We start from the raw sequence: 20294 nt of genomic DNA on the forward strand, positions 1-20294 counted from the left end.
CAGCGGGGCCGGCAGGCGGGCGGGAACTGGAAGGAGGAGACATTGCGCGTATTTTCGCCTGCGGGGCCTGGCAGACCAAGAACTAAAGAAACTTACCCCTGGCGCACCTGATGCGCCTGCCCCTCTTGCCAGGCCAGGAAATCATCGACCGGCAGTGGTCGTGCAATGTGATAGCCCTGCGCCTCATCGCACGCCAAGGTGCGCAAGCGCTCCAGAATGGCGGCGGTTTCCACCCCCTCAGCCACCACGGTGAGCCCCAGGTTGTGCGCCAGATCGATGGTCGAGCGCACGATCATCGCGTCGTCCTCGCCCGTCTCCATGCCCATCACAAACGACTTGTCGATCTTGAGCTCATGGACCGGCAGGCGCTTGAGGTAGGCCAGCGAGGAATAGCCGGTGCCGAAGTCGTCAATCGACAGCTTGAAGCCCTGCTCCGACAGCCGGTTGAGCATGGCCTCGGCGCGCTGGGGGTCGTCCATGATGGCGCTTTCGGTGATCTCCAGGCAGAAGGCACTGGCCGGCACGCCATGGCGCACCAGAATGTCGGCAAGGCGGGTGCTGAGTTCCGGGTCGAGCAGATCGCGTGTGGACAGGTTGACCGACACTCGCAGCGCCAGGCCCTGGGTGCGCGGGTCGGCCAGCAGGCGTGCCACCTCTTCGAACATCCACAGCGTGAGCTGCCGCACGAACCCCGTCTGTTCGGCAAACGGAATGAACTGCATGGGCGGCACCAGGCCGCGCTGCGGGTGCTGCCAGCGCACCAGGGCCTCGGCAGCCCGGCCGGGCTGCCCGTGCAGCGGCACCTTGGGCTGCAGGTACAGGCGCAGCTCGTGGTGCTCCACCGCGTGGCGTAGCTCGGTCAGCAGCGACAAGGTCTGCGCGCTGGCCGAATCAAATGATGCGTCGTACTGCTGTGCCCCGCTGAGCCTGCGCTTGGCGGCATACATGGCGATCTCGGAGCGGCTCAGCAGCGTGTCGGCATCGTCGGCATCCCCAGGCCAGCAGGCAATGCCAATGCCAGCGCTCAGGTCCACCGTCTGGTCCTCGAAGGCCAGCGGCTCTTCGAACGACTGGGTGATGCGCAGCGCCGTGGCATGGGCGGTGGCCGCATCGGCGCCCCGCAGCAGCACGGCGAATTCGTTGCCGCCCAGGCGGGCGACCATGTTGTCGGGCGATGGCACCTGCTGGCGCAGCCGCTCGGCCACCGCCTGCAGCAGGCGGTCACCAAAGGAATAGCCGAGCACGTCGTTCACGTGTTTGAAGCGGTCCAGGTCGAGCGTGAGCACGGCCAGCGGGTGCGGGGGCACCGCACCGCCGGTGCTGCGTGCAATGGCCAACACCACCGCCTCGCGAAAGCGCTCCCGGTTGGGCAGGCCCGTGAGGCGATCCCAATAGGCCAGGCGGCGGACCTCGGTTTGCTGCGCAGCAATGTCCCTGCGCATGTGATCGAACGAACGTGCGAGGTTGCCAATCTCGTCGCTGCGGTCGGTGTGTTCCAGCGGCACATCGTATTCACCGCGCGACAGCCGCTGCGTGGCGGCCAGCAGCGAGCGCAGCGGCGTGGTCAGGCGTTGTGCGACCAGCCCCGTGCCCACCGCAAACAGCATCACCCCCGCCACGGTGATGATGGCCAGCAGCACCTGCAGCTGCCGGTAGGGGGCGAGCACTTCCTCCACCGACCGCAGCAGCAGCGCCTGCACCTCGCCCCCCACGCTGTCCAGGCGAATGGCCCTCGCCAGCAGGATGCCCTCGGGCGTCTGCAGCTCGCCAGAGGGCACACCCTCGCGCTGCAGCAGCGCCAGCGAGCCTGGCGGCAGCGTGCTGACGGGCACCTTGGCCCTGCCGTCCTCGCCCTTCACGACCAGCGCCACGTGCACCGCCAGCAGCTGCCGCATCTCATCGGCCAGCGGCTGGTTGACCGGGAACCCCATCAGTACCCAGCCAATGACCACCGGTGCGCGCAGCGGCACCATCACGAACTGGTAGGGCACGCCGCCCATCACCGCGATCTGGCTGCCCTGCGGCTGGGCGGCCAGCGGCGGCACCAGCGCGCGCAAGGTGGCCGGAAACGCCTCCATGTTGCCCGCCAGGCTGACCGCGCGCAGTTCCAGGTCGGTGCCCAGCAGCGCGGTGACCGCCGCGCCAATGCGGTTGCCGTGGTTTTCGAGCACCGACTGGATGGTCTCCTCGTCGCCCGAATTCACGGCCGAGCGAAAACCGTAGTCGGCGGCCAGCAAGGCCGAACCCTGGCGCAGCTTGTCGGCGTTCTGCTCCAACAGACGGCGCCAGACGTTTTCATCCAGGTCCAGAGCCTGGGCAATCTGCGCACGGGCATTGCGCTCGATGGTGGCACGCACCACGGCAAAACCTGCAGCCTGCACGATGAGCAGCAGCAGCAACGTGAGCCCAATCAGCCGCAAGATCAGGCTGCGCCCCAGTTCGCACAGCTTCTTCCGGTTCAAGGCTGCAGCCCTGCCAAACGCACCGATGCCGCCGCAGCACCCGTGGCGGGCACCGTGAGCGCCTGCTCCTGCGCGGGCGCGCCCACGGGCAACCGCGTGTGCCAGGTGCGCAAAGTGTAGGTGCCGGGCGGCACGTTGTCGATCTGCGCCCGGCCCGGTGCGGCAGGTGTGCGGGCGTAGTACGGGGTGTCCACCACCACAATCCAGCCGACCATCTGGTCGTGGATATTGCAGCCCAGCACGGCCACACCAGGGCGGTCGAACAGCACAGGGTTGGAAGGCGTGCCTGTATAGAGCTTGAGTTCGAACTTCTTGGCCGGCGAGAACGAATAGACGTGGTGGCGCACCGAATCATGGTTGGGGAACCGCACCTCGGTGCCTACGGGCACCACGAGCAAGCCGGGCACAAACTGCCGCTTTTCCTGCGCCATCTCCGCACCGGACAGCGGCTTGACCGCCTTTCGGGCATCGGCGGATTCGAGAAACACCACGGCGTCTGGCAGCGGCCTGCCCGCCGCATCCAGCACCTCCACCTGCACTGTGGCAGCATGGGCAGCGGTGGGCAGGCCTGCCAGACACGCCACAAACACCACAACCACGCCGGTCAGCGCAGACAAAGCCCTGGTGCGCTGGGCATGGCAGCTGGTGGTCATGGTTCGATGGCCATGCCCAGCAGGGGGGCGCCTTCACCCACGGTGCCCAGCGGCCGGGTGGCCCCTGTGCGCAGGTCTACGAGGTGCAGCCGCGTGTGGCTGTCTACCGAAGTGCGCACCGCAATCAGCGCGGTATTGCCGACGTCCGAAATATCGAACGCCACGTCGGTGAGCCGTGGCAGCCCCAGCGACCCCACGGTGCGCAACTGACCGGTGTTGGGCGACACCACAGGCGTGGTGCCTTCGCGTGAGCCCTGCATCACCAGCACGCCGAGGGTGCGGTCGATGGCGTAGTTGGTGGTGATCTTGCTGTCCTGGGCGTTGTAGGTATAGGCGGCGCCTGCGATGTCGGGATTGCGGCCGGCGTGGGTGTCGCTCCACGCATAGCGCAGGGCCGGGTCGGGTTGCACACCCTCGACGGCCGGGTCGCCATCCACGGCAGCCCCGGTGTCGGGGTGCAGGCGCAGGTTCTGGCCCGTGTTCGACACCACACGGATCCGGTCGGCCGCAGGGTTGAAATCGAAGCCGAAGGCCGTGCCCCGCAGGCCCAGGACCGCTGGTGCTGGCCCCACGGGGCGCAGCGCGCCAGTGGGAATGTCGAGCGTGTACAGGCGGCCCGCCTGAGAGAGCGCATAGAGCACGCCACGCGCCACCCGAAAGTCGATACCCACCAGCCGCTCACCTGCGGGCAGGCCCGTGACGGGGCGCCGCTCCAGGATGCGGTCTGGCTGGCCGGCGTGGAAGGTGATGAGTTCGTGCGAGGCCGTGATCGCAACGACCAGTTCGCGCTGGCTGGTTTCTGGTGCGGGTGCGGTGGCGCAACCCGCCAGCGCGGCGCCTACCAGCGCTGCGGCAGCCATATGGCGCACCAAGGGGAAGGAAAGAGCTTTCATCGTGGGGCCTTGCATCTGTAACGGATTTATACCTGATGGACTACTCCCGCGTGGGTACAGAGCAATCCAGGGAAAGTGAATTGCTATATTTTGTATAGCGTTTGATGCTTTAAATACAGGCGTAAACACCAGTTCTATCTGCAATCTTGCGAAGCAACAATACCGCCATACGCTTTCACAAATGGCAAAAAATTGCCCGCAAATTTGTAACAACGAGCCCATGCACATTGGGCATACCACTATCCGCAAGCGTCATGACACATTTTGTAATTTGTGCCTACACTGCCTTGAACCAGGACGCAGACCAAGGCCATTCAGCAGGTGGCTGACACGGGCACCCTTATTGCTTCGTTCTCCCCCACACGATTCATTGTCCCCAGAGACTCCAAGGAACACCATGCAGGCCGCAACGTCACTCAAATCCCTGTCGATTTCCAGCCGGCTGAGCCTGGGCTTTGGCTGCATGCTGGTGCTGCTGGTGGCGGTGGCCGCCGTGGGCCAGCTCTCGGTGGGCAAGGTGCACGAGCAGATGCGCCAGATCACGGGCATCGGCGCCAACAAGGCCAAGCTGGTCAATGGCATGCTGGAGAGTGTGAGCGCCATAGGCATTCAGAGCCGGTCGGCGGCCATGCTCAACGACATCGACCCCAAACAGGCCCGCGAACAGATTGATGCTGTGGCCAAGACGCTCAAGCTGTATGCGACCCAGGAAGCCGCGCTGGCCGAGTTGCTGACCCCCGCCAACGCCACCCCGACCGAGATCAAGCTGCTGGGCGAAGTGCAGGCCCTGGGCAAGAAGACCCGCCCCGAACTGGACACAGCCATCAAGGCCGCCGACGACGGCGATACCGTGAGCGCCACCCTGGCGCTGATGACCCGCGTGGCCCCCGCCGAAACCGCCTGGCGCACCAAACTGGGCGAACTCATCGACCTGCAAAACACGCTGAATGCCGAAGCCACTGCATCGGCCGAGCACACGCAGAGCCAGGCCCGCGTGGTGGGCGGGCTGCTGGTGCTGCTGGCCATTGGGTTGGGCGCGCTGATTGCCTGGCGCATCACCACCAGCATCACGGCCCCCATTGGCCGCGCCGTGGTGGTGGCCGAACGCATTGCGCGCGGCGACCTCACCTCGCAGGTCGAAGTGCGCATCCACGACGAAACCGGCCGCCTGCTCGAAGCCATCGCCGCCATGCAGGAACGCCTGCGCACCCTGGTGGGTGAGATTGGTCAGACGGCAGATTCCATCCTGGTCGCCAGCTCGGAAGTGGCCTCGGGCAACCTGGACCTGAGCCAGCGCACCGAACAAACCTCGCACAACCTGCAAAGCGCGGCCAGCTCGCTGGTGGACCTGACCGGCACGGTGTCGCAGAGCGCCGACTCGGCCCGCCAGGCCAACCAGCTGGCTTCCACCGCATCGGATGCCGCCACGCGCGGCGGCGAGGTGGTGTCGCAGGTGGTGCGCACCATGGACACCATCAGCGCCAGCTCGCGCAAGATCGCCGACATCATCAGCGTGATCGACGGCATAGCGTTCCAGACCAACATCCTCGCGCTGAATGCGGCAGTAGAAGCAGCCCGTGCAGGCGAACAAGGCCGGGGCTTTGCCGTGGTGGCCGGCGAGGTGCGCAACCTGGCGGGCCGCTCGGCCAATGCCGCGCGCGAGATCAAGGCGCTGATCGGTACCAGCGTCGACCAGGTGCAGGAAGGCAGCACCCTGGTAAACCACGCCGGCAAGACCATTGAAGAACTGGTGCTTTCGGTGCGCCGCGTGTCGGACATCATGGGCGAGATCACCGCCGCCACACAGGAGCAAAGCCAGCGTATTGGCCACGTGAGCCACTCGGTGGGTGCGCTGGAAGAAATGACCCAGCAGAACGCGGCGCTGGTGGAAGAAGGCGCCGCCGCCGCCGACAGCCTCAAAGACCAGGCCGGGCGCCTCACACAAATGGTGGGCACCTTCCGCCTCACGCGTGACGGCGGCGATGACAACAGCTGGGGGGCAGGCAGCCCCTCTGCATTGCCAATGGCTGTGGTGCCCGCCCCAGCCCGCACCACGGGCAGCCGCCCCCTGTCCTCGCCACCTTCCCACCCCCGCGCCCTGCCACGCAGCTAACTGGACTTTGAAACTGGCGCTCCCCACGCCAGGGACGCCCAGCAAGGGCCGCCCCGCAGCGAGGGCGTCGTCCCCAGGCGCCGATCGCCTCAGGGGGGAAACACACTCGACCGCAGCGCGGCCAAGTCCAGCACGCGCAGGCCGCCGTATTCCACACGGATGGCGCCCTGCGCTTCCAGCGCAGCCAGCGCCTCGTTCACGCGCTGGCGCGACAGACCCACCAGATAGGCCAGCTCTTGTTGCGTGATGCGCAGCACCTCGCCCACGCCCGGGTACAGCACCGGGTTGAACAGCGACGCCAGGCTGCGGGCCACACGCACATCGGGGTTGTTCAGACGGTCGATCTCGCGCGCGGCGATGAACTGGCCCAGGCGCTCGTTGAGCTGGTTCATCACAAAGCGGTTGAAGCCGATGGAGTGGTCCAGCAGCCAGTGAAAGCTGTCAATCGGCAACCCCGCCACCACACTCTTGCGCAGCGCCTGGATGTTGTAGCGGTAGGGCTCGCGCTTGATGGTGGTGCCCTCGCCAAACCAGCCGCCCGGCGGCAGGCCCGCGTACGTCATGGTCTGGCCCTGGGCGTTGTCCGTGCTCATCTTGAGCAGGCCCTCGACCACACCAAACCAGTAGGTCACCGGGCGCCCCACGCGGCACACATAGTCGCCCGCCTTGGCATCCCCCACCAGCAACGAGGCCACAGCGCGCTCGCGCTCGGCGGGCAGCAGCAGTCGCAGCCAGGGAATGCCGTCCAGCTCATCCGCCGTGGGTGGCCGACGACGCTGGTGCAAAGACAGATCCTGGTTCATGCGTGAGTCCATGGCGCGAAGGTTCTCATGAAAAAGGGCAGTCTGCCGCGATGGGGAAGTGCGGGAATACCACGACCCCAATTGTCGCCAGACCGACAAAAAAATGCCAATCGTGATTGGATGATGTCGCCTCCCCCGGCCGCCGCTGCGCAGGCCCGGGCCTTTTGAGGAGACACACATGCCCGCCGACCTGCCCCCGACCACCGCCCGCCCACCGTCCCACATCGCCCGGCGCCAGTTGCTGGCTGCCGCGACCGCCACCATCAGCCTGCCCTGGCTGGGGCTGGGCAGCGCCCGCGCACAGGAAGGGACCATCCGTATTGCACAGTCCACCGCCCTCACCGGCCCGCTGGGCGATCTCGGGTCGGCCATGCACCAGGGTGCCAAGGCGGCGTTTGCGGGCATCAATGCACGGGGTGGCATCCACGGCAAGACCATTGAACTGGTCACGCAGGACGACACCTACGATGTGCCCAAGGCGCTGGCCAATGTGGAGCAGTTCCTGGCAGACCCTGGGTACTTTGCGCTGTTCAACTGCATGGGCACCCCCATGATCGACGCCATGCTGCCCAAGGTGATCGAGAGTGGCATTCCGTTTTTCGCCCCCTTCACCGGCGCGCAACTGAGCCGCACCAAGGCCCGCAGTGTCTTCAACATTCGCGCCAGCTACGCCGACGAGGCCGAAAAGCTGGTGCAACACCTGTCTACCATCGGCATCCAGCGCATCGGCATCGTCTACCAGAACAACGCGTTCGGCAAAGAGATCTTTACCGCCGCCAAACAGTCGATGGACCGCCTCAAGCTGCCCGAGGCGCTGACGGTGACGGTCGAAAACAACGCGTCGGATGCCGGCGCAGCAGCCACCAAACTGGCAAGCGGCAACCTCGAAGCCATCGTGATCGGCCTGGCAGGCAAGCCCACACTGGAATTCGTGAAGGCGTTTCGCGCCATCAAGCGCGGCGTGACGCTGTATGCACTGTCGGTGATGGGCACCCCCGCTACGGTGAAGGCCCTGGGCGCAGATGCCACGGGCATGGCCATCTCGCAGGTCGTGCCCCTGCCCTCCAACGTGGTCATGCCGGTAGTGCGCGACTTCCAGGCCGCCTGGAAGGCCTCGGGCGCCGCGGCCGAGCCCTCGCACCTGGCGCTGGAGGGCTACATCAACGCCCGCGTCTTTGCCGAGGCCCTGCAGCGCGCGGGCCGCAACCCCACACGAGCCGCCTTCATCGACGCCACCTGGAACCTCAAGAAGTGGGACCTGGGTGGCTTCGAGATCAACGCCAGCACCCCCGACCGCAATGCATCGCGGTTTGTGGAGCTGACGCTGGTGGGGCGCGACGGCAGGTTTATCCGGTGATCCCCGGGGTTGCTGCGCCGTCCCCCGGACTCTGGTGGGCCGGTGACGCCGACTCCACCGTAGCTCTCGCTTTGCGTGGAGCCAGGTGTTGAAAGCACAGCGCCTCACAAAACAACTATCAGATAGATAGCTATTAGCGCTTACAGGATAAGCGCTAGAGGCTGTTTTAACTGATTTTTTTACTACTGCGCCGCCACACCATACCGGTAGCCCTTGAACGACCAGACAGTACGCCCAGGCTCGATCTTTTCCAGCACCAGGCCGGGTGCCGCCTGGTCGCCTTCGTGCAGCACCTGTCCGTTGACGATGGCCATGCGGTAGGCCGGATTGTTCGAATGGGTGGCGCCCGTCACTTTGAGCGCAGGCAACTGCGTGCGCAAGGCCTCGGGCAGATCTCCCTGCGCAAACACGGGGCTGGCGGGCGGCGGGGCCACCCCGGCGTCTGGTGACGGCCGTGGCGCAGGCGCTGCGGGGGCCTGGGGGGCGGGCGCAGCTGCCGGGCTGCGCGGGCGCACGGGCTGTTCGGCAGCGGGGGCGCGGGCCGCCGCAGGAGGCGCCACCACCACGGAGGCCACGGGCCGCTCACGTTCACGCGGGGGTGGCTGAGGTGCTGCGCTGCGTTTGTCTGCCGGGCGCTTGTCGGCGCTGCGGGGCTCAAGCGGTGCCATCGGTGCGGGTGCGGGTGCCGGGGCAGGCTCCGGCGCGGGCACAGGGGGCGACGGCGGGGTTGGCGCTGCCACGGGGGGCGCCACGGCAGCGGGCGTTGGCACAGCCGGGGCCGCTGCCACCACCACAGCCGGGGCCTGGGGCCGCAGGGCCCACCAGGTGCCGCCGGCCGCCAGCGCAGCGGCTCCGACCACGCCCGCTGCGACAAACCACAGGTTGATCGGCCCGGCCTGACCCGGCATGGAGGAAGCGCCAGAAGTGGGCGCAGCCTGCGTGTGCAGGCCCGGCACGGCGCCCCGGCCGCGTTCGGCATCGGCACGCCGCAGGGCATCAAGGATGTAGGACATGGTTAAGGCGTGTTCCGCAGACGTGGCTCGTTCACGCCGGTGGCGCGGTTGAGCAGCATGAGGGTCAGGGGGCCGGCGCGGCCGTCGGGCGTCACGCCCTGGGCCAGCTGGAACCGGTGGATGCGCGACTGGCGCTGAGCGGGTGTCACCGGCTTGCTGCCGGGGCCCGAGCCACCGGCGGCCTTGCTCGCCAGCCGTTGGTCCAGCCAGGCCGCGCCCGCCGGTGAATCGGTGATCTCGCCCCGGTCGGGCATGCCCACCGGGGCGCGCCACAGCGTGGCAATCTCGCCGCGCCAGACCTGGGCCAGTTCGGCCACGGGCACGCGCAAGCTGCGGCCGCCGCCTTCGAGCGTGGCGTTGTCGCCATCCAGTCCACGCAGCAAGACCGAGACAGGGGCCTCGGCCTCTTCCGACGGGTACAGCGCAAGCAGGACGGGCCGGTCGATCTGGCGCACCAGGTTCAGGCCCGCACGGCGGTTGCGGTAGCAGCGCAAGCCCTCCCGCGGCAGGGTAGTGCAGGCATCGGCGCCCGCAGGCAAAGCCGCCCCCCAGGCCGAGGCCAGCGCCTGCCAGGCCGGCGCATCGGTGGCAGGCTGGGCCTGCATAAATTGGTCCAGCGCAGAAGACGGTGCCGCCGATGACGCCGGTACAGCGGGCGCGGCAGCTACCGGGGCGGAGGCAGCCGCAGCGGATGCGGGCAGCACTGCCACAGGCGCCGCAGCCGCCGGGGGCTTCGCGCCCGGGCTGGACGCCGCCCCCGGCGCCACGGCGGCACCAGGGCCTGTGGTGGCCACCTGCGGGCCGCCACGGTGCGCAGGCCACCCCCCCATGCCCCAGCCCGCAGCCGCCACCGCTGCAGCACCCGCCACGGCACCCAGGCCCGCCAGAGCCCAGCGCGGCAGTCCCGCCTGCCGGGCGCTGCGCGCTGCAGCGGCCGAGGCCGGCGCATCGAAGACCTCGCGCGCAGCGCGGTTGACGATGGCCCGGTTCACCTGCCGCGCACCAGCCGCATAGGCACCGAGCAGCGCCCGGTCGCACAGCAGGTTGATGCGCCGGGGCACGCCGTGCGAGAGCGCATGCACACGCCGCAGGGCACCCCGGTCAAACGGCAGCGGCCCGGTGAGCCCGGCCACGGCCAAGCGGTGTGCGATGTACTGCTGTGTCTCCTGCGGGCTCAGTGCGCCCAGGTGAAAACGCGCAATCACGCGCTGGGCCAATTGCTCCATCGACGGCTTGGCCACCATGGCGCGCAGCTCGGGCTGGCCGATGAGGATGATCTGCAGCAGCTTGCGCTCGCTGGTCTCCAGGTTGGTCAACAGCCGCAGCTGCTCCAGCACGTCGGCCGAGAGGTTCTGTCCCTCGTCGATGATGAGCACGGTGTTGCGCCCGGCGGCGTGCGCCGCCAGCAGCGAGGCGTTGAGCGGGTCAATGTAATCCTTGACCGTTTCCACACCACCCGGCACGGTGGGCTTGTGCGGCACCCCGAACTCGTCACAGATGGAACGCAGCAGCTCACGCACCGTGAGCTTGGGATTGAAGATGTAGGCCACGTTGCAGTGCGACGGGATCTGCTCCAGAAAGCAGCGGCACACGGTGGTCTTGCCCGCCCCCACCTCGCCCGTGAGCAGCACGAAGCCCCCCCCTGCATCCAGTCCATAGAGCAGGTGGGCCAGCGCCTCGCGGTGCCGCTCGCTCATGAACAGGTAGCGGGGGTCGGGGGCGATGGAGAACGGCGGGTGCTGAAGGCCGAAGAACGGGGCGTACATAGCCCGTGAGGATACCGCCCCCCTGTGAAGCGTTCCGCGATACCCCGTCCGCCACCCTCGCCAATCGGCCATTCGCCGTGCGTCAGGGTTTTACCCGAGGAGTAGTTTCCCGTAAATTGTCGTCGGCAAGACAAGATGACGTCAAAGTCAGTCCTAGCATCCATCCCATACACAGATACGCAGCCACAAGGCCGCGCTCCCGCCAGTCACCGGACGGACACCTCTTACTTTCAGGAACCTGCAATGTTGACCACGTTCCCGCAATTGCTGCTCAAGCATGCCGCCGAGCGCCCCACGGCCCCGGCCCTGCGCGAAAAAGAATATGGCATCTGGCAAACCCACAGCTGGGCTGACCTGGTGCGGCTGGTGGAGCAGGTGGCCGCCGGCCTGCACCTGGCCGGGCTGCAGCGCCATGAACACATGGTGGTGATCGGCGCCAACCGCCCCCGCCTCTACGCCACCATGCTGGCCGCGCAGTCACTGGGCGCGATTCCTGTTCCGCTGTACCAGGACGCCGTGGGGGCCGAATGCGTGTTCCCGCTCAACAACGCCGAAGTGCGCTTTTGCCTGGTGGAAGATCAGGAGCAGGTGGACAAGCTGCTGGAGATCCGCGAGCAGTGCCCCCAGATTTCGAACATCTACTTTGACGACCCGCGCGGCCTGCGCAACTACGAGGAACAGGGCCTGGCGTCGCTGGACTCGCTGATCGAAGCAGGCAAGGCGCACGTCGCCAAGAACCCCCAGTGGTTCCAGAGCGAGGTCGCCAAGGCCCAGCCCGACGATGTGGCGGCGATGTTCTTCACCTCGGGCACCACGGGCAACCCCAAGGGCGTGGTGCACACCCACAGCACCCTGCTGGACCGCGCCAGCGCAGGTGCCGAGTTCGACAAGCTCACCAGCAGCGAAGAAGTGCTGGCCTACCTGCCCCCGGCCTGGATCGGCCAGAACATCTTCAGCTACGCCCAGTGGCTGGCCTGCGGCTACGTGGTCAATTGCCCCGAGTCGGCCAGCACGGTGACCATCGACCTGAAGGAAGTGGGCCCCACCTACTACTTTGCGCCGCCGCGCATTTTTGAAGGCCTGCTGACCAGCGTGATGATCCGCATGGAAGACGCAGGCACCATCAAGCGCGCCATGTTCCACGCCTGCATGAGCGTGGCCAAGCGGGTGGGCCCCGCCCTCATGGACGGCGAACCCGTGGGCACCCTGGACCGCATCAAGTACGCGCTGGGCAACCTGCTGGTGTACGGCCCGCTGCGCAACAACCTGGGCTTTAGCCGCGTGCGCGTGGCGTACACGGCAGGCGAGGCCATTGGCCCGGATCTGTTCACGTTCTACCGCTCCATCGGCATCAACCTCAAGCAGCTGTATGGCTCCACCGAGACCGCCGTGTTCGTCTGCCTGCAGCCCGACAACCAGGCGCGCGCCGACACGGTGGGCGTGCCGATTCGCGGTGTGGAGATCAAGGTGGCCGACAACGGCGAGATCCTCGTCAAGTCCGCCGGCCTGCTCAAGGAGTACTACAAGAACCCCAAGGCCACAGCCGAGGTGCTCACCGCCGATGGCTGGTACCACACCAGCGATGCAGGATTCCTCGACGCGCACGGCCACCTCAAGATCATTGACCGGGTAAAGGACGTGGGCCGCATCAAGGGCGGCGCCAACGATGGCGCCATGTTTGCGCCCAAGTATGTGGAGAACAAGCTCAAGTTCTTCCCGCACATCAAGGAAGTGGTCGCGCTGGGCGACGGCCGCGAGAAGGTGTGTGTGATGGTCAACATCGATTTCGACGCCGTGGGCAACTGGGCCGAACGCCGCAACCTGCCCTACGCGGGCTACACCGACCTGGCGCAAAAGCCCGAGGTGTACGAGCTGATCCGCGAGTGCATCGAAAAGGTCAACGCCGACCTCGCCACCGACACCATGCTGGCGGGCAGCCAGGTCAGCCGCTTCCTGGTGCTGCACAAGGAGCTGGACGCGGACGACGGCGAACTCACGCGCACCAACAAGGTCCGCCGGGGATTCATTGCCGAAAAATACGCGGTGCTGGTGGATGCGCTGTACGCAGGCCGCACCGAGCAGTACATCGAGACCCAGGTCAAGTTCGAGGACGGCCGCACAGGCAGCGTAAGCGCCACCCTGAAGCTGTCGGACACAAAGACCTTCGCGCCCGTCAAGGCTGCAGCATGAAACCCGCTCTCTACCCGCCCGAGCAGCAACACCTCACCATGACCAAAAAGAAGATCGGCGACGTCATCCTGGACGTCAAGAACATCAGCCTGCGGTTTGGCGGCGTGAAGGCGCTGACCGACATCTCGTTCAACGTGAAAGAGCACGAGATCCGCGCCATCATCGGCCCCAACGGCGCGGGCAAAAGCTCCATGCTCAACTGCATCAACGGCGTGTACACGCCGCAGGATGGATCGATCACCTTCCGGGGCAAGACGTTCTCGCACATGAACTCGCGCCAGGTGGCAGAGATGGGCGTGGCGCGCACGTTCCAGAACCTGGCGCTGTTCAAGGGCATGAGCGTGATCGACAACATCATGACCGGCCGCAACCTCAAGATCAAAAGCAACCTGCTGATGCAGGCGCTGCGTATCGGCCCGGCCGAGCGCGAGGAGATCCGCCACCGCGAGTACGTCGAGCACATCATCGACTTCCTGGAAATCCAGGCGTTTCGCAAGACGCCCGTGGGCCAGCTGCCCTATGGCCTGCAAAAGCGCGTGGACCTGGGCCGCGCCCTGGCCATGGAGCCGCAGGTGCTGCTGCTCGACGAGCCCATGGCCGGCATGAACGTGGAAGAAAAGCAGGACATGTGCCGCTTCATCCTCGATGTGAACGACGAGTTCGGCACCACCATCGTGCTCATCGAGCACGACATGGGCGTGGTGATGGACATCAGCGACCGCGTGGTGGTGCTCGACTACGGCAAGAAGATCGGCGACGGCAGCCCCGACGAAGTGCGCAACAACGAAGACGTGATCAGTGCCTATCTGGGCACAAGCCACTGATCGGGAGAACAACTCATGGCATTCTTTTTGGAAACCCTCATCGGCGGCCTCATGGCCGGCATGCTGTATTCGCTGGTGGCGCTGGGCTTTGTGCTGATCTACAAGGCTTCGGGCGTGTTCAACTTCGCGCAGGGCGCGATGGTGCTGTTTGCAGCGCTGGCCATGGCCCGCTTTGCCGAATGGATCCCCAAGTGGACCGGCATCGACAACCCCATCGTGGCCAACCTGGCCGCCTTCGTGATTGCGGGCGCCATCATGTTCGTAGTGGCCTGGCTGATTGAAAAGCTGGTGCTGCGCCACCTGGTCAACCAGGAAGGTGCCACGCTGCTGATGGCCACATTGGGCATCACGTACTTTCTTGAAGGACTGGGCCAGACGCTGTTTGGTAGCGACATCTACAAAATCGACGTGGGCATGCCCAAGGAGCCCATTTTTGCGTTCGACACGGTGTTCCAGGGCGGCATCCTGATCAACAAGGAAGACGTGATTGCTGCGGCCATTGCCGCCGCGCTGGTGGCCCTGCTGTCGGTGTTCTTTCAGAAAACCTCTACCGGCCGCGCACTGCGCGCCGTGGCCGACGACCACCAGGCGGCCCAATCCATCGGCATCCCTTTGAACCGCATCTGGGTGATCGTGTGGTGCGTGGCAGGTGTGGTGGCCCTGGTGGCCGGGATGATCTGGGGCAGCAAGCTCGGGGTGCAGTTCTCGCTCACCACGGTGGCCCTGCGTGCGCTGCCGGTGGTGATCCTGGGCGGCCTGACTTCGGTACCCGGCGCCATCATCGGCGGCCTGATCATCGGCGTGGGCGAGAAGCTCTCCGAGGTGTACCTGGGCCCGTTCGTGGGCGGGGGCATCGAGATCTGGTTTGCGTATGTGCTGGCGCTGGTGTTCCTCCTGTTCAGACCGCAAGGTTTGTTCGGAGAAAAGATCATCGACCGCGTGTAACCCATAACAACTAGAACAGGAGACTTCCATGCTCTACCGCGAAAACGGCCAGTTCAAGACGAGCTACCGCGCTGACCAGCAGATCTTTCCGATCGCGCAGGACCGCATTGCCATCGGCATCATCCTGGCCATTGCCTTCATCGCCGTGCCCATGCTGGCCAGCGACTACATCTTCCGTGCCATCCTGATCCCCTTCGTCATCATGGCGCTGGCGGCCCTGGGGGTGAACATCCTGGTGGGCTACTGCGGCCAGATCTCGCTGGGCTCGGGCGCCTTCATGGCGGTGGGCGCCTATGGGGCCTACAACTTCTTCGTGCGTTTCCCCGGCATGCCGCTGATCCCAGCGCTCATCCTGGGCGGGCTGTGCGCCACGTTCTTCGGCATCCTGTTCGGGCTGCCCAGCCTGCGCGTCAAGGGGCTGTACCTGGCCGTGGCGACGCTGGCCGCGCAGTTCTTCAGCGACTGGATGTTCCTGCGCATCAAGTGGTTCACCAACAACTCCGACTCTGGCTCGGTGTCGGTCACCAACCTGCAGGTGCTGGGCATGCCGATCGAAAGCGCCACCAGCAAGTACATCTTCTGCCTGGCCATCCTGGTGGTGGTGGCCCTGCTGGCCAAGAACCTGGTGCGCGGCGCCATCGGGCGTGAGTGGATGGCCATCCGTGACATGGACGTGGCTGCGGCGGTGATCGGCATCCGCCCCATGTACGCCAAGCTCAGCGCGTTTGCGGTCAGCTCGTTCATCGTGGGCATGGCCGGCGCGCTGTGGGCCTTTGTGCATCTGGGCGCTTGGGAGCCTGCGGCCTTCTCGGTGGAAATTTCGTTCCGCCTGCTGTTCATGGTGATCATCGGCGGGCTCGGCTCGATCATGGGTGGCTTCTTTGGTGCGGCCTTCATCGTGGTGCTGCCCATCGTGCTCAACCAGTTCCTGCCGGCCTTCATGGGGATCTTTGGCATCGAGGTGTCCACCGCCGGTGTCTCGCATGCCGAGCTGATGATCTTCGGCGCACTGATCGTGTGGTTCCTCATCGTGGAGCCCCATGGTCTGGCCAAGCTGTGGTCCACCGCCAAACAAAAACTCCGCCTCTGGCCTTTCCCCCACTGATCCCCTGCCAGTTTTTCCCGTGCTTCAACACATTCATCCAAAGGAGACATCCATGAAGCTTTCGAAAATCGTGATCGCCGCTGCGGTGGTTGCTGCCGGTGCCTCGTCCGTTGCGACGAGCGCCCTCGCACAAGCCAAGGAGCAGTTCTTCCCGCTGCTGTCCTACCGCACAGGACCCTACGCACCCAACGGTGTGCCATGGGCCAACGGCAAGCAGGACTACATCAAGATGATCAACGCCCGCGACGGCGGCATCAATGGTGTGAAGCTGACTTTTGAAGAATGTGAAACGGGCTACGCCACCGACCGTGGCGTCGAATGCTACGAGCGCCTCAAGAGCCGCCCCGGCGTGTCGCTGTTCGACCCCCAGGCCACCGGCATCACGTTTGCACTGACCGAAAAAGCCCCTGTGGACAAGATTCCGCTGATGACGCTGGGCTACGGCCTGTCGGTGGCGCAGGACGGCCAGGCGTTCAAGTGGAATTTTCCGTTCATGGGCAGCTACTGGACCGGCGCCGACATCCTGATCCAGCACATCGGCAAGGCCAATGGCGGTCTGGACAAGCTCAAGGGCAAGAAGATTGCGCTGGTGTACCACGACAGCCCGTTTGGCAAGGAACCCATCCCGCTGCTGCAGGAGCGCGCCAAGATGCACGGCTTTGAGCTGCAGATGCTGCCCGTGACCGCGCCCGGCGTGGAGCAAAAAGCCACCTGGCTGCAAGTGCGCCAAAGCCGCCCTGACTACGTGCTGCTGTGGGGCTGGGGCGTGATGAACTCCACCGCCCTCAAGGAAGCCCAGGCCACTGGCTACCCCCGCGACAAGATGTACGGCGTGTGGTGGGCCGGTGCCGAGCCCGATGTGCGTGACGTGGGCGAAGGCGCCAAGGGCTACAACGCGCTGGCACTGAACACCTCGGGCCAGCAGCCCAAGGTGATCCAGGACATCCTGAAAAACGTGCACGACAAGGGCCAGGGCACGGGTCCCAAGGACGAAGTGGGCTCGGTGCTGTACACGCGCGGCGTGATCATCCAGATGCTGGCCGTCGAATCAGTGCGCCGCGCACAGGAGCGTTTTGGCAAGGGCAAGGTCATGACCGGCGAACAAGTGCGCTGGGGCATGGAAAACCTGGCCCTGGACCAGAAGAAGCTCGATGCGCTGGGCTTTGGCGGCGTGATGCGTCCGCTGTCCACCAGCTGCGCTGACCACATGGGCTCCACGTGGGCGCGCGTCCACACCTGGGATGGCAGCAAGTGGAACTTCTCGTCCGACTGGTACCAGGCTGATGAGCAGATCTTGAAGCCCATGGTCAAGGCCGGTGCGGACAAGTACCTGGCCGACAAGAAGATGACGCGCCGCGACGCTGCGGACTGCCAGAGCTAAGCACATCCCCCCGAGCGGCTTTGCCGCTTCCCCCTTCTCTCTTAGCGCTTCGCGCTGCGGGAAGGGGGACGCCACCAGCGCGGCGGGGCGGCCCTTGCGCGGTGGCACTGGTATTTCAGGCTGCGACCGTTTCAAGGGCCAATGACGAAGCGGTTGCCATTTGGCAGCCGCCAATCCAAAGGGTTGTGCAACAACTCTTTGGATTGGTACAGGAAGGCAACACCATGGACTCCAACAGCAATATCGTTCTCAACGTCAACGGCATCGAGGTCATCTACAACCACGTGATCCTGGTGCTCAAGGGCGTGTCACTGCAGGTGCCGCAGGGCTCCATCGTGGCCATCCTGGGGGGGAACGGGGCGGGCAAGACGACCACGCTGCGCGCCATCTCCAACCTGCTGCAGGGCGAGCGGGGCGAGGTCACCAAGGGTTCCATCGAGCTGCGCGGCGAGCGCATCGAAAACCTCTCGCCCGCGGACCTGGTGCAGCGTGGCGTGGTGCAGGTGATGGAGGGGCGCCACTGTTTTGCCCACCTGACGATTGAAGAGAACCTGATGACGGGCAGCTACACCCGTACCAGCAAGGCCGAGATCGCAGCCAACCTGGAGAAGGTCTACAACTACTTTCCGCGCCTCAAGACGCGCCGCACCTCGCAGGCCGCCTACACCTCGGGTGGCGAGCAGCAGATGTGCGCCATCGGCCGCGCGCTCATGGCCAACCCCAGCATGGTGCTGCTGGACGAGCCCTCGATGGGCCTGGCGCCGCAGATCGTGGAGGAGGTGTTCAACATCGTGAAGGACCTGAACACCAAAGAAAAGGTCACCTTCCTGCTGGCCGAGCAGAACACCAACATGGCGCTCAAGTATTCCGACTACGGCTACATCATGGAAAGCGGCCGCGTGGTGATGGACGGCGCAGCGAGCGACCTGGCCAACAACGAGGACGTCAAGGAGTTCTACCTGGGCGTGGGCGGCGGCGAGCGCAAGAGTTTCAAGGATGTCAAAAGCTACAAGCGGCGCAAGCGCTGGTTGGCTTGAGGAGCCCCCTGTGGCGCTGCGCGCCTTCCCCCTCAGGGGGACGCCACCAGCGCGGCGGGGCGGCCCTTGCGCGGTGGCGCTGGCTTTCGTCAGCGCCGGTATTCCAGGCTCCGCACCTTTTCAAACGCTGAACGGATCACTCCTATTTTCATAGCTGCTTGCGCTTTATGTATAAGCGCCAGAGGCCAATTTCACTTCAAACCACCTCACAAGGAACCCCAGGCATGAGCACGTTTTATGACGCCCTGGAAACACGCAGCCCCGCAGAGCGCGAAGCGGCGCTGATGGCTGCGCTGCCGCAGCAGATCGCCCATGCCCAGAAGGCATCGCCCGCATTTGCCGGCATCCTGGCTGGCGTGGATGCAACCACCATCACCGGCCGCGCGGCCCTGGCAAAGCTGCCCGTCACGCGCAAGTACGAGTTGCTGGAGCGCCAGCAGGCAGGCCGCGCCACCAACGTGTTTGGTGGCTTCAGCGCGCTGGGTTTTGGCGCGGCCATGCCGCGTGTGTTTGCCAGCCCCGGCACCATCTACGAACCCGAAGGCACGCGGCGCGACTACTGGCGCATGGCGCGCGCCATCCACTCTGCAGGCTTTCGACCCGGTGAGCTGATCCACAACAGCTTCAGCTACCACTTCGTGCCCGCGGGCTCGATGATGGAAACCGGCGCACACGCTCTGGGCTGCACGGTGTTTGCAGGCGGCACGGGGCAGACCGAGCAGCAGGTGCAGGCCATGGCCGAACTGCAACCTGCGGGCTACATCGGCACGCCCAGCTTTCTCAAGATCATTGTCGAAAAAGCCGCCGAGATGGGTGTAACGCTGCCCACGGTGACCAAGGCGCTGGTGTCGGGCGAGGCCTTTCCGCCCTCACTGCGCGAGTGGTTTGCCGAGCGCGGCATCGCGGGCTACCAGTGCTACGCCACGGCCGACCTGGGGCTGATTGCCTACGAAACTTCGGCCCGCGAAGGCCTGGTGCTCGATGAAGGCGTGATCGTCGAGATCGTGCGCCCCGGCACGGGCGACCCGGTGCCCGAGGGCGAGGTGGGCGAGCTGGTGGTGACCACGCTCAACCCCGACTACCCGCTGATCCGCTTTGGCACGGGTGATCTGTCGGCCGTGCTGCCAGGGCAGTGCCCCACGGGCCGCACCAACACCCGCATCAAGGGCTGGATGGGCCGGGCCGACCAGACCACCAAGGTCCGCGGCATGTTCGTGCACCCCGGCCAGGTGGCCACGATTGCACAGCGTTTTCCGCAGGTGCTGCGCGCACGCCTGGTGGTCAGCGGCGAGATGGCCAACGACCAGATGGTGCTGCAGGTGGAAACCGTGGAGACCGCCGAGGGCCTGGCACACCAGCTCTCGGACGCCATCCGCGAAGTGACCAAGCTGCGGGGCGACGTGCAGATGGTGGCCCCTGGCACGCTGCCCAACGATGGCAAGGTGATCGAGGACGCGCGGAGCTATAAGTAGCCTCCGCCATGGCGCCCTGCGGCGCCTAGCCGCAGCTGCCAGGGGCTGCAGCTCCTCTATCCCCAACGGAAACGCCGCCCGTCGCTTGGCAAAGCGTTCCACGGTGGCGCTGGCATCGGGTCGTGCCTGTCTCGGTGATGAGCGGCATGGGCGTGCTGTCAATGCGCAAACGTGGGCCCTTCCCGCTCCGCCCAAAGGTTTGCGTCAGCGCAAAAAGTGCCCGCTTTGCGCGGTGGCATGCCGCAGTGTTTACCCTAGCATTGCTCCTTATTTTGTAGCA

The 20294-nt window shown here is 65.7% G+C and carries 15 protein-coding genes; 9 read left to right on the top strand and 6 right to left on the bottom strand.

All coding sequences use genetic code 11. The features are described 5' to 3' along the window. Nucleotides 1–92: 92 nt before the first annotated feature. From ACQ4MJ_RS18405 to ACQ4MJ_RS18415, 3 genes are read right to left on the bottom strand one after another with little or no spacing between them, the layout of a single operon-like run. Nucleotides 93–2462, bottom strand: coding sequence for a putative bifunctional diguanylate cyclase/phosphodiesterase (locus ACQ4MJ_RS18405; RefSeq protein WP_431151708.1), 2370 nt, complete (start codon nucleotides 2460–2462; stop codon nucleotides 93–95). Next, nucleotides 2459–3115, bottom strand: coding sequence for a methylamine utilization protein (locus ACQ4MJ_RS18410; RefSeq protein WP_431151707.1), 657 nt, complete (start codon nucleotides 3113–3115; stop codon nucleotides 2459–2461). The genes ACQ4MJ_RS18405 and ACQ4MJ_RS18410 overlap by 4 nt, the downstream gene beginning before the upstream one ends. Beyond that, the gene (locus tag ACQ4MJ_RS18415) at nucleotides 3112–4008 is read right to left on the bottom strand and encodes a DUF4394 domain-containing protein (protein ID WP_431151706.1); all 897 of its coding nucleotides are present in this window, start codon (nucleotides 4006–4008) and stop codon (nucleotides 3112–3114) included. The genes ACQ4MJ_RS18410 and ACQ4MJ_RS18415 overlap by 4 nt, the downstream gene beginning before the upstream one ends. A 397-nt stretch (nucleotides 4009–4405) precedes the next feature. On the opposite strand from ACQ4MJ_RS18415, the gene ACQ4MJ_RS18420 reads away from it, so the two are divergent. Further along, nucleotides 4406–6121 carry a methyl-accepting chemotaxis protein gene (locus tag ACQ4MJ_RS18420; RefSeq protein ID WP_431151705.1) on the top strand — a complete coding sequence of 572 codons (1716 nt, stop codon included), beginning with the start codon at nucleotides 4406–4408 and terminating at the stop codon, nucleotides 6119–6121. 89 nt (nucleotides 6122–6210) lie between these two features. On the opposite strand, the gene ACQ4MJ_RS18425 is transcribed toward ACQ4MJ_RS18420, so the two are convergent. Further along, nucleotides 6211–6924, bottom strand: coding sequence for a Crp/Fnr family transcriptional regulator (locus tag ACQ4MJ_RS18425; RefSeq protein WP_199727044.1), 714 nt, complete (start codon nucleotides 6922–6924; stop codon nucleotides 6211–6213). Between the two features lie 178 nt (nucleotides 6925–7102). Here ACQ4MJ_RS18425 and ACQ4MJ_RS18430 point away from each other — a divergent pair, with 178 nt between their 5' ends. Further along, the gene (locus ACQ4MJ_RS18430) at nucleotides 7103–8281 is read left to right on the top strand and encodes an ABC transporter substrate-binding protein (protein ID WP_121422124.1); all 1179 of its coding nucleotides are present in this window, start codon (nucleotides 7103–7105) and stop codon (nucleotides 8279–8281) included. A 182-nt stretch (nucleotides 8282–8463) separates the two neighbouring features. Here ACQ4MJ_RS18430 and ACQ4MJ_RS18435 read toward each other — a convergent pair whose 3' ends face one another. Beyond that, on the bottom strand, nucleotides 8464–9294 hold the full coding sequence (locus ACQ4MJ_RS18435) for a general secretion pathway protein GspB (RefSeq protein ID WP_431151704.1): 831 nt from the start codon (nucleotides 9292–9294) through the stop codon (nucleotides 8464–8466). Nucleotides 9295–9296: 2 nt separating this feature from the next. Further along, nucleotides 9297–11060 carry an ExeA family protein gene (locus ACQ4MJ_RS18440; RefSeq protein ID WP_431151703.1) on the bottom strand — a complete coding sequence of 588 codons (1764 nt, stop codon included), beginning with the start codon at nucleotides 11058–11060 and terminating at the stop codon, nucleotides 9297–9299. Nucleotides 11061–11303: 243 nt separating this feature from the next. On the opposite strand from ACQ4MJ_RS18440, the gene ACQ4MJ_RS18445 reads away from it, so the two are divergent. The 7 genes from ACQ4MJ_RS18445 to ACQ4MJ_RS18475 all read left to right on the top strand — a co-directional run bounded on the left by ACQ4MJ_RS18445 (nucleotide 11304) and on the right by ACQ4MJ_RS18475 (nucleotide 20014). Then, entirely contained in the window at nucleotides 11304–13250 is a 1947-nt protein-coding gene (locus tag ACQ4MJ_RS18445; protein WP_121507718.1) for an AMP-dependent synthetase/ligase, read from the top strand. Nucleotides 13251–13288: 38 nt separating this feature from the next. Continuing rightward, nucleotides 13289–14074, top strand: a complete 786-nt coding sequence (locus ACQ4MJ_RS18450) for an ABC transporter ATP-binding protein (RefSeq protein ID WP_055400027.1) — start codon at nucleotides 13289–13291, stop codon at nucleotides 14072–14074. A gap of 15 nt (nucleotides 14075–14089) precedes the next feature. After that, entirely contained in the window at nucleotides 14090–15019 is a 930-nt protein-coding gene (locus ACQ4MJ_RS18455; RefSeq protein WP_055400015.1) for a branched-chain amino acid ABC transporter permease, read from the top strand. A gap of 28 nt (nucleotides 15020–15047) precedes the next feature. Next, the gene (locus tag ACQ4MJ_RS18460) at nucleotides 15048–16124 is read left to right on the top strand and encodes a branched-chain amino acid ABC transporter permease (RefSeq protein WP_055400013.1); all 1077 of its coding nucleotides are present in this window, start codon (nucleotides 15048–15050) and stop codon (nucleotides 16122–16124) included. A 52-nt stretch (nucleotides 16125–16176) separates the two neighbouring features. Continuing rightward, entirely contained in the window at nucleotides 16177–17505 is a 1329-nt protein-coding gene (locus ACQ4MJ_RS18465; protein WP_431151702.1) for an ABC transporter substrate-binding protein, read from the top strand. Nucleotides 17506–17729: 224 nt separating this feature from the next. Continuing rightward, nucleotides 17730–18542, top strand: a complete 813-nt coding sequence (locus ACQ4MJ_RS18470) for an ABC transporter ATP-binding protein (protein WP_055400025.1) — start codon at nucleotides 17730–17732, stop codon at nucleotides 18540–18542. 224 nt (nucleotides 18543–18766) lie between these two features. Beyond that, nucleotides 18767–20014 carry a phenylacetate--CoA ligase family protein gene (locus ACQ4MJ_RS18475; protein ID WP_431151701.1) on the top strand — a complete coding sequence of 416 codons (1248 nt, stop codon included), beginning with the start codon at nucleotides 18767–18769 and terminating at the stop codon, nucleotides 20012–20014. Nucleotides 20015–20294 lie beyond the last annotated feature (280 nt).

The organism is Acidovorax facilis (genome assembly GCF_050626955.1).
Classification (GTDB): domain Bacteria; phylum Pseudomonadota; class Gammaproteobacteria; order Burkholderiales; family Burkholderiaceae_C; genus Acidovorax; species Acidovorax facilis.

What these genes read in the sequence shown, in the direction of transcription:
- ACQ4MJ_RS18410 (WP_431151707.1), bottom strand. Translation starts at nt 3,115, where the DNA reads ATGACCACCAGCTGCCATGCCCAGCGCACCAGGGCTTTGTCTGCGCTG.
- ACQ4MJ_RS18415 (WP_431151706.1), bottom strand. Translation starts at nt 4,008, where the DNA reads ATGAAAGCTCTTTCCTTCCCCTTGGTGCGCCATATGGCTGCCGCAGCG.
- ACQ4MJ_RS18420 (WP_431151705.1), top strand. Translation starts at nt 4,406, where the DNA reads ATGCAGGCCGCAACGTCACTCAAATCCCTGTCGATTTCCAGCCGGCTG.
- ACQ4MJ_RS18425 (WP_199727044.1), bottom strand. Translation starts at nt 6,924, where the DNA reads ATGAACCAGGATCTGTCTTTGCACCAGCGTCGTCGGCCACCCACGGCG.
- ACQ4MJ_RS18430 (WP_121422124.1), top strand. Translation starts at nt 7,103, where the DNA reads ATGCCCGCCGACCTGCCCCCGACCACCGCCCGCCCACCGTCCCACATC.
- ACQ4MJ_RS18435 (WP_431151704.1), bottom strand. Translation starts at nt 9,294, where the DNA reads ATGTCCTACATCCTTGATGCCCTGCGGCGTGCCGATGCCGAACGCGGC.
- ACQ4MJ_RS18440 (WP_431151703.1), bottom strand. Translation starts at nt 11,060, where the DNA reads ATGTACGCCCCGTTCTTCGGCCTTCAGCACCCGCCGTTCTCCATCGCC.
- ACQ4MJ_RS18445 (WP_121507718.1), top strand. Translation starts at nt 11,304, where the DNA reads ATGTTGACCACGTTCCCGCAATTGCTGCTCAAGCATGCCGCCGAGCGC.
- ACQ4MJ_RS18450 (WP_055400027.1), top strand. Translation starts at nt 13,289, where the DNA reads ATGACCAAAAAGAAGATCGGCGACGTCATCCTGGACGTCAAGAACATC.
- ACQ4MJ_RS18455 (WP_055400015.1), top strand. Translation starts at nt 14,090, where the DNA reads ATGGCATTCTTTTTGGAAACCCTCATCGGCGGCCTCATGGCCGGCATG.
- ACQ4MJ_RS18460 (WP_055400013.1), top strand. Translation starts at nt 15,048, where the DNA reads ATGCTCTACCGCGAAAACGGCCAGTTCAAGACGAGCTACCGCGCTGAC.
- ACQ4MJ_RS18465 (WP_431151702.1), top strand. Translation starts at nt 16,177, where the DNA reads ATGAAGCTTTCGAAAATCGTGATCGCCGCTGCGGTGGTTGCTGCCGGT.
- ACQ4MJ_RS18470 (WP_055400025.1), top strand. Translation starts at nt 17,730, where the DNA reads ATGGACTCCAACAGCAATATCGTTCTCAACGTCAACGGCATCGAGGTC.
- ACQ4MJ_RS18475 (WP_431151701.1), top strand. Translation starts at nt 18,767, where the DNA reads ATGAGCACGTTTTATGACGCCCTGGAAACACGCAGCCCCGCAGAGCGC.